Consider the following 245-nt stretch of genomic DNA (forward strand, 5'->3'; position numbering starts at 1 on the left):
GTGGAACCGATGGTGTTACCAACCAGCGGCGGCTCCTTGTCGAACAGGTTCTGCACCGCAACCGTGAAGGTGAAGTTCTCGGTCGCATTGAAGCGCATCGTCAGATCGAAATAGTCGTACGGTTCGATGGTGTTGAAATCGTACGTGCCAGCCGGATCGGTAAGCGTACCGCTGAACGCCGGGTCGATCGCTGCGTCTTCGAAATTGACGCGATCCAGGTGACGCCACAGCAGCGACACGTCGAC

General features: G+C 57.6%; 1 protein-coding gene. It reads right to left on the minus strand.

Annotated elements, in window-relative coordinates; translation table 11 throughout:
- A partial coding sequence (locus SAZ04_RS22740; protein ID WP_332700011.1) for a hypothetical protein occupies nt 1-245 on the minus strand: 245 nt, incomplete at both ends.

The sequence above is a fragment of the Halalkalibacter lacteus genome (assembly GCF_036663595.1).
Taxonomy (GTDB): Bacteria; Bacillota; Bacilli; order Bacillales; family Bacillaceae_D; genus Halalkalibacter; species Halalkalibacter lacteus.